The organism is Thiorhodococcus minor, assembly GCF_010820565.1.
Classification (GTDB): Bacteria; Pseudomonadota; Gammaproteobacteria; order Chromatiales; family Chromatiaceae; genus Thiorhodococcus; species Thiorhodococcus minor.
In genome coordinates, this window is the sequence record NZ_JAAIJQ010000150.1 from 1 (window position 1) to 6,039 (window position 6,039).

The 6,039-nt window shown below is 63.9% G+C and carries 7 protein-coding genes; 3 read left to right on the forward strand and 4 right to left on the reverse strand.

Features of this window, described 5'->3' with window-relative positions:
• Nucleotides 1–181 precede the first annotated feature (181 nt).
• Nucleotides 182–1,531 (reverse strand): DEAD/DEAH box helicase, encoded by a 1,350-nt coding sequence (locus tag G3446_RS25175; RefSeq protein ID WP_342450241.1) that lies wholly within the window; start codon nt 1,529–1,531, stop codon nt 182–184.
• Nucleotides 1,532–1,678: 147 nt separating this feature from the next.
• Between G3446_RS25175 and G3446_RS25180 the strand changes: the two genes are divergently transcribed.
• Complete coding sequence (locus G3446_RS25180; protein ID WP_164456433.1) at nt 1,679–2,140, forward strand: CDP-archaeol synthase; 462 nt, start codon at nt 1,679–1,681, stop codon at nt 2,138–2,140.
• Between the two features lie 5 nt (nt 2,141–2,145).
• On the opposite strand, the gene G3446_RS25185 is transcribed toward G3446_RS25180, so the two are convergent.
• A complete protein-coding gene (locus G3446_RS25185; RefSeq protein WP_164456434.1) occupies nt 2,146–3,138 on the reverse strand; it encodes a metallophosphoesterase in 993 nt (330 codons plus the stop codon).
• Between the two features lie 184 nt (nt 3,139–3,322).
• On the opposite strand from G3446_RS25185, the gene G3446_RS25190 reads away from it, so the two are divergent.
• Nucleotides 3,323–3,733: a hypothetical protein gene (locus G3446_RS25190; RefSeq protein WP_164456435.1), complete on the forward strand. Its 411-nt coding sequence runs from the start codon at nt 3,323–3,325 to the stop codon at nt 3,731–3,733.
• Nucleotides 3,734–3,869: 136 nt separating this feature from the next.
• Here G3446_RS25190 and G3446_RS25195 read toward each other — a convergent pair whose 3' ends face one another.
• Both G3446_RS25195 and G3446_RS25200 read right to left on the reverse strand, forming a co-directional pair.
• Nucleotides 3,870–4,418: a DUF1134 domain-containing protein gene (locus G3446_RS25195; protein ID WP_245232757.1), complete on the reverse strand. Its 549-nt coding sequence runs from the start codon at nt 4,416–4,418 to the stop codon at nt 3,870–3,872.
• 91 nt (nt 4,419–4,509) lie between these two features.
• Nucleotides 4,510–4,719 (reverse strand): hypothetical protein, encoded by a 210-nt coding sequence (locus tag G3446_RS25200; protein ID WP_164456436.1) that lies wholly within the window; start codon nt 4,717–4,719, stop codon nt 4,510–4,512.
• Between the two features lie 470 nt (nt 4,720–5,189).
• On the opposite strand from G3446_RS25200, the gene G3446_RS25205 reads away from it, so the two are divergent.
• Nucleotides 5,190–5,789, forward strand: a complete 600-nt coding sequence (locus G3446_RS25205; protein ID WP_164456437.1) for a fasciclin domain-containing protein — start codon at nt 5,190–5,192, stop codon at nt 5,787–5,789.
• The last annotated feature ends 250 nt before the right edge of the window (nt 5,790–6,039 follow it).

Consider the following 6,039-nt stretch of genomic DNA (forward strand, 5'->3'; position numbering starts at 1 on the left):
ACGGCTCGATTCCCCCGCGATAGCTTTGATGTGAAGACAGCAGGAAAGCGCAGTGCGGGAAATCTGCATGCTGCGTTCGACGAGGGGGGCCAGGGGCGACCCTGGCCTCTACTCTACCGTCTTTGCGGTTCAGCAATGCCTTGGGGGAGCGACGGGCTCTGGTCCTTCCAACGGCGGCGAGCTAGGTCGGTTCCTTTTTCCCTGACGCCTTGGCGGCGCCCGCGCCCTCCCTTGCCGTTTGCTTCTTGCGAAGCGGTGTATGCCCGGCCTCGACCGGGCTGGTGCTCGATGGCTTGCGCCGCTTGCCGATACTCTTGCGATCCTTGAGTCGGTGCTTCTTCTTCGGCTTGTCCCTCTGCTCCGCGCTTCGGACTCTTTCGCGTCCGCTCCCGGCTCGTTTCGCAGTCGGCTTGCGCCGCTTTGGCCCGGCGAATTTCGCCTCGAGTCCTGTGATCGAGAATGGCTCGATCTCGAGGTTGAGATAGCGGGCGATGCTCTCCATGCGGTTCCATTCCGTCGGGCCGACCAAGGAGAGGGCGCGGCCCTTGGCGCCCGCGCGTCCGGTTCGCCCGGTACGGTGCAGATAGTCGTCGCCGCTGCGCGGCAGATCGAAGTTGACGACGTAATCCATACCAGGGATATCCAGTCCGCGCGCCGCCACATCGGTCGCGACGAGAACATGGATGCCGCCGCTTTGCAGCAAGCCGATGATGCGGTTGCGCTCACGCTGGTCCAAGAGGCCATGCAGGACGGCCGCGCGTTGCTTCGAGGCTTGCAGGAAGGCGCCGACGCCTTCCGCCCCATCGCGCGTGTTGGTGAAGACCAGGGTCTTCTCGAAGGTTTCGTTCTGGAGTAGCCAGAGCAGTTGCTGCCGCTTGTGCGCCGGGTCGTCGCTCAGCACCATCTGGTGCGAGATGTCCGGGTGCTGCTCGCGGACCGGATCGATCACCAGAACCTCTGGCGCGCGCAGTAGGCTGTCGGTGATTTTGGCGAGACCGCGGTGGTGCAGGGTTGCCGAGAAGAGCAGGGATTGCCGCTCGGGCGGGCTGTGCTGGATGATGGCGAGGACGTCGTCCGCGAAGCCCATGTCTAGCATGCGGTCGGCCTCGTCGAGCACCAGGATCTCCAGGTCCCCAAGCTCGGCATGGTGTGAATCGAGAAGCTCGAGCAAACGCCCCGGCGTTGCGATCAGGATCTCCGGATTGCGGCGCAGCTTGGCGACCTGGTGGGCGCGCGGCTCGCCGCCGGTGATGACCTCGGCGGTCAATCGGGTGTAGCTTCCGAGCTGCATGAAGTGATCGTGGATCTGCCGCGCGAGCTCGCGCGTCGGCACCAGCACCAGCGCGCGCGTGCCGCCCTGCGCCTTGCGGACGTCCATGAAGCGCTGCATGGTGGGCAGCAGGAAGGCGGCGGTCTTGCCCGAGCCCGTCGCGGCCGAGACCATCAAGTCCACCCCGTCCATCGCCAGGGGAATGACCTGGGCCTGGACCTGAGTCGGCTCGCGGTAGCCGCAGCGGGCGAGTCCGCGCATCAAGGACTCGGGAAGTCGAAAGTCTGAGAAGCTTGCTGTCATAGTGCGCAACATACACCAAAGTCGAAGGCGCTGCGGCGTCGCGCGATCGAGTCGTTTCCGGCGCGGCGCCTCCGAGTCGTGGCGTGGGGGCAGGTCTTGGGGGTGATGATCGCTTTGATCCTCATTAGCTGGGCGAACGGTGCCCCGGTCTTGGCGCGTCTCGGGCTTGGAAGCCGTTGGGCGTGGCCGGTCGATGGCGGCTTGCGGCTCGCCGACGGGCGTCCTCTGCTGGGGCGCACCAAGACCTGGAGGGGCTGGGCGGCGACTGTGCTGACGACGCCCTTGGTGGCAGGGGTCCTGGGGCTGCCTTGGCTGCTGGGGCTTGCCGTGGCCGCCGCGGCCATGCTCGGAGATGCGGCGACGAGCTTCGCCAAACGTCGGCTCGATCTGCCGTCGAGCACTTCCGCGCCTGTGTTGGACCAGGCTCCGGAATCATTGCTTCCGGCACTCCTGTTGCGCGAGCCATTGGGGCTTGGCGTACTGGAAGTGCTGCTGGCCGTGCTGATCTTCGTGGTCATCGACATGCTTCTGACTCCGCTCGCTCAGCGTCTGCGAGCGCGGTCCTAGAGAGGTTACCCGGGAGCGCGTCGAAGCTCGTGCAGGGTGACCTCCGGCGGGCAGTTGAGTCTGGCGTTGACCACTGAAGTGCCCGCGCCCACGGAGGTGTAGCCGATCATGTCGCGATAGCGCCAGGGGCCCGCGGACAATCGGCGCGGGCATCTGGCGTCCCAGGTGAGCGCGATGCCGCTGGGGAGACAGATTTGGCCGCCGTGCGTGTGGCCGCAGAGGAAGATGTCGAAGCCGGCATGCGCCGCGTGGCGATAGACCTCCGGCGTGTGCGAGAGCAGGATCGAAAGGCCTTCGTCCGGAATCCCGGCCGCGGCCTTCGCGAGGTTGTGGACCTGGTAGTAATGGGCGTCGTCGATCCCAGCGAGGTGGATCCTTTCGCCAGCGCGCTCGATCCAAGCCGATTCATTGAGCAGGACGCGGATGTCCAGGGCCTCGAGCTCGGGGACGAGGCGCAGGGTGTCATGGTTGCCCAAGATCGCGTAGACCGGATCCTTCAGACTGGGGCGGAGTGCCTGGAATGCCGAGACCACCTGGTCGCAGGGGCCGAATGTCTTGGCGCGATAGTCGCCGGTCAAGACGCAGAGGTCATAATCGAGATCCCGCACCCGCTCGGTGACCGCGCTTGCGTTGCGCGGGGACATGTCCAGGTGGAGGTCGCTGAGGTGGAGGATGCGAAAGCCTGCAAAGGCGGCGGGCACCTTGGCCAGTGAGAGCGGGTTGTGGCGAACTCGGATATCGCAAGCGTTGCGCTGTGCGCGCCCGTAGAGCCCGACGATGCGCAGACAGTTGCGAATAACGCTGTGGAGGGAGTACCAGTTCTCCGGGTAGAAGAAGTGTGCGCCGGGCCTGTTGAGCACCAAGACCTCGTGCTCGCTTTCCAGGCCCAGTCGCTGCCGGGCATGGGCGCGACCGATGCGCGCGGTCAGTGTTTCGAGGGGGGCGGGCTCAAACTGGTCGGGCGCGCGCTCGTTGGGCTCGAAGTGATTGGGCTTCATGCGATTGACTTCGTCCAGCGGTCGGCTCCAGCCTTCACGGATTTGCGGCTCGTCGGCAATTGTAGGTGGCCGGGCCGCGAGTGGCTGCGTCCTCATCTGGAGGCGGCTCTGCGCTCCGCTGCTCGGCCACGCCGCCTGACGCCTGGTACGCCCAGGCTCACTAATGTTAACAGGAGAAGGATTGATGAAGACGTGGACCAATCGGCTTTCGGCTGTCGTCTTGGGTTTGGTCGTTGCGCTGCCGCTCGCGGCTCAGCCAGGGAGCGAGGATCCTAGAGACTGGATGACGCGCCAGCAGCGGGAGATTCAGCGGGGTGTCGATTTCGGTGCTCTGACCGATCGCGAGGCACGCTCGCTGCGGCGCGAGCAGCGTGACATTCGCGAGCTTGGCGACAGTCTGCGCCGCGAGGGGTATCCGCCGTACGAGGCGCGCCGCCGCCTGGAAGATCGCCTGCGCGCGGCGGATCGACACATCTATGATCTCAAGAGCAATGATGAGGTCGCCTACGGTCCCTGGGACGACCGGCGCCCGCCGCCTCCACCGCCCGGCGGCTATGATCCGCGTCCGCCGCGACCGGATCCCTACTATCGTTGAGCGTCGGCGATTTCTGTCAACTCGCTGGCCATCTCGCTAGCGGCCCGGGATGTGACGCTGGGGCGTGGGGGGCAGAAGCAAGGGCGCGGTGGCCGACGATGGTCGACGCCGACAGCACTGGCTTGGCCTCGATGGATCAGAAGGGGTTGTAATGGGCGCGCTCGGTGAAATCCATGTAGCCGGCGCTGATGCCTTGGCGCCAGCCGGCGCCGAAGCGCATGGGGGCGACGATGATGTCGCTCGACTGGAGGTAATTGACCCCGATTCCGCCAACGAAGTAGAGGCTGCCCTCCACGCCGGGAAAGCGTTGAAAGAGCAGGTCCTCCGAAGGGAGGTTGTAGATCAGGACGAAGACCTTGGCGACATTGACTCCCAGATCGATCCCGATCGAGGGGCCTTGCCAGAAGATTGGCCGGTCGTAGCCGTAGGCGAAGCTGAGGGTGCCGCGTCCATATCTGAGACCGATGCCTAGCGCGGCGCCGACTTCTTCCCCGGCGATGAAGGCGTTGGGCTCGCCATGGTCTTCGAACACCTTTTGAACGACTTCTCCGATGTTCTCCGCGCCTTGACCGAAAAAGGCCTCGACTTTCTGTACGATCTCTTCTTGTTGATAGGTATCGTAGGCCTGCGTCGGCCAGCTGAGACTGGTCAGCAAGAGAAAGATGGGGATGAAGGGTTTCATCATCTCTGTCTCCGATCTTGGTTTCGCTCTAGCGGTCGGCTCCTGGTGCCCGCGCTGTCCGTCGAGCCTGTTGCGGTGCTCGATGCTGCGGATCCTAGCCGGTGTGGTCGTCGCCCTGGCTCGGCTCGCTGCTTTTGCTTCCCTGTCTAGATGTCTCGCTTGCGGCGCTGCGCCTTGCTTCTCGCCGCGCATCCGAGTCGTCGGATTTGGTCCGGGTCAGGGATTTCTGCTGCTGTAGATAGAAGCCGACGAAGAGGGCGCCGATGACGATGACCTCGATTGCCTTGGCTGTGCCTGTGTCCATGGTTCCGATCCTCTCGGCCTGGTCTGAATCCAGCGTCTAGTCTACGCGCATGATGCCACTGGCGCTGTTGCGCGGCGGCGACGCCCCGTTAGATTTGAAAAGAGCCTGCAACCTCTAGCCGCCAGCTCTCTGGGGGCGGGAGCTCGGGTGGTCCATGGCCCTTGTCTCGGCCCGAGGGATCAGTGCCTGGCGCTCCTGGGGCGATCCTTGAGGTCGGGCCCGTCAGGGCTGTCCCTGAGCGTCTTTCTCAGGTTGCGGGCGCCGCAAGATGGTTCTGGATTTTTTGTCCATTTTATGAACAGGTAATTCCTTGCAATTTTCTGGATCGCGACAATTGTTGACCGTGTAGGTAGGAAATTGATGACGTCGAATCGCCGTCTTACAGACGTGATCAATACGCTCGACGGATCCGACCCGACCCGATCCGATCCGTTCGATCCAATCCGACATGACTCAGCGAGGAAATTCACATGGCCAAAGACACCGTCAATACCTTCAATCCGCTGACCACAGTTCTGATGCTGGGTGCGGCGCTCGGTCCGCTCGCCGCGCTCTCGCTCGGGAGCAAGTATGCCGACGAGGAGACGCTGGAGCGCGCGCGAGCGGGTCTCGTGAACGCGAAGCCGTCCGACCTCTATGCGCACTACGACTCGACGCGCGACCCAAGCGCGGTGGCTGACAAGACGATCGCCGAGATCACCGCGGGCGCGGGCATCTTCCGTGAGCTTCAAGCGGCGATCAAGGCGGCCGGTGCCGAGGCGATGCTGTCGGGCCAAACCCCGATCACCGTACTTGCGCCGAGCAGCGAGGCCTTTGCCAAGCTGGCGCCGGAGCAGAAAGCGGCCCTGATGCGCGACAAAGAGGCGAGCAGTCAGTTCGTCGCGTCGCATATCGTGCCTGGTGTCGTGAGTACGACCGAGCTGATGCAGAAGCAGTCCATCTCGACGCTATCTGGGCAGAGCCTACCGGTTAGCATGCCTGGTCAGCTCCAGATTGGCGATGCGAAGGTCGCCAAAACGATTGCCGCGGAGAACGGGATCGTCCACGTGATCGACAGCGTCTTGCTGTAGTGCGAGGCGCAGCTACCGCCGATTGCTGGTGGTGGCTGCGCTCCGCGCGCCTATAAGCCTAGATCCGTCAATTGGAACCGCAAAGGTGCGAAGGACACGAAGCAAAACCGAGGTTTCTGCATCGCCGCGTCGCTTTGCAGACAAGGTGTTGAAATTCTTTGCGCTCTTTGGTGTGCCAGGAGAAACCTGGCCAGTCTAGCAGCCTGCGAGGTGGCTGCCATGTGAACTGCTGATGAGACATGTAGCTGCG

What these genes read in the sequence shown, in the direction of transcription:
- G3446_RS25175 (WP_342450241.1), bottom strand. Translation starts at nt 1,531, where the DNA reads ATGCGCGGACTCGCCCGCTGCGGCTACCGCGAGCCGACTCAGGTCCAG.
- G3446_RS25180 (WP_164456433.1), top strand. Translation starts at nt 1,679, where the DNA reads ATGATCGCTTTGATCCTCATTAGCTGGGCGAACGGTGCCCCGGTCTTG.
- G3446_RS25185 (WP_164456434.1), bottom strand. Translation starts at nt 3,138, where the DNA reads ATGAAGCCCAATCACTTCGAGCCCAACGAGCGCGCGCCCGACCAGTTT.
- G3446_RS25190 (WP_164456435.1), top strand. Translation starts at nt 3,323, where the DNA reads ATGAAGACGTGGACCAATCGGCTTTCGGCTGTCGTCTTGGGTTTGGTC.
- G3446_RS25195 (WP_245232757.1), bottom strand. Translation starts at nt 4,418, where the DNA reads ATGATGAAACCCTTCATCCCCATCTTTCTCTTGCTGACCAGTCTCAGC.
- G3446_RS25200 (WP_164456436.1), bottom strand. Translation starts at nt 4,719, where the DNA reads ATGGACACAGGCACAGCCAAGGCAATCGAGGTCATCGTCATCGGCGCC.
- G3446_RS25205 (WP_164456437.1), top strand. Translation starts at nt 5,190, where the DNA reads ATGGCCAAAGACACCGTCAATACCTTCAATCCGCTGACCACAGTTCTG.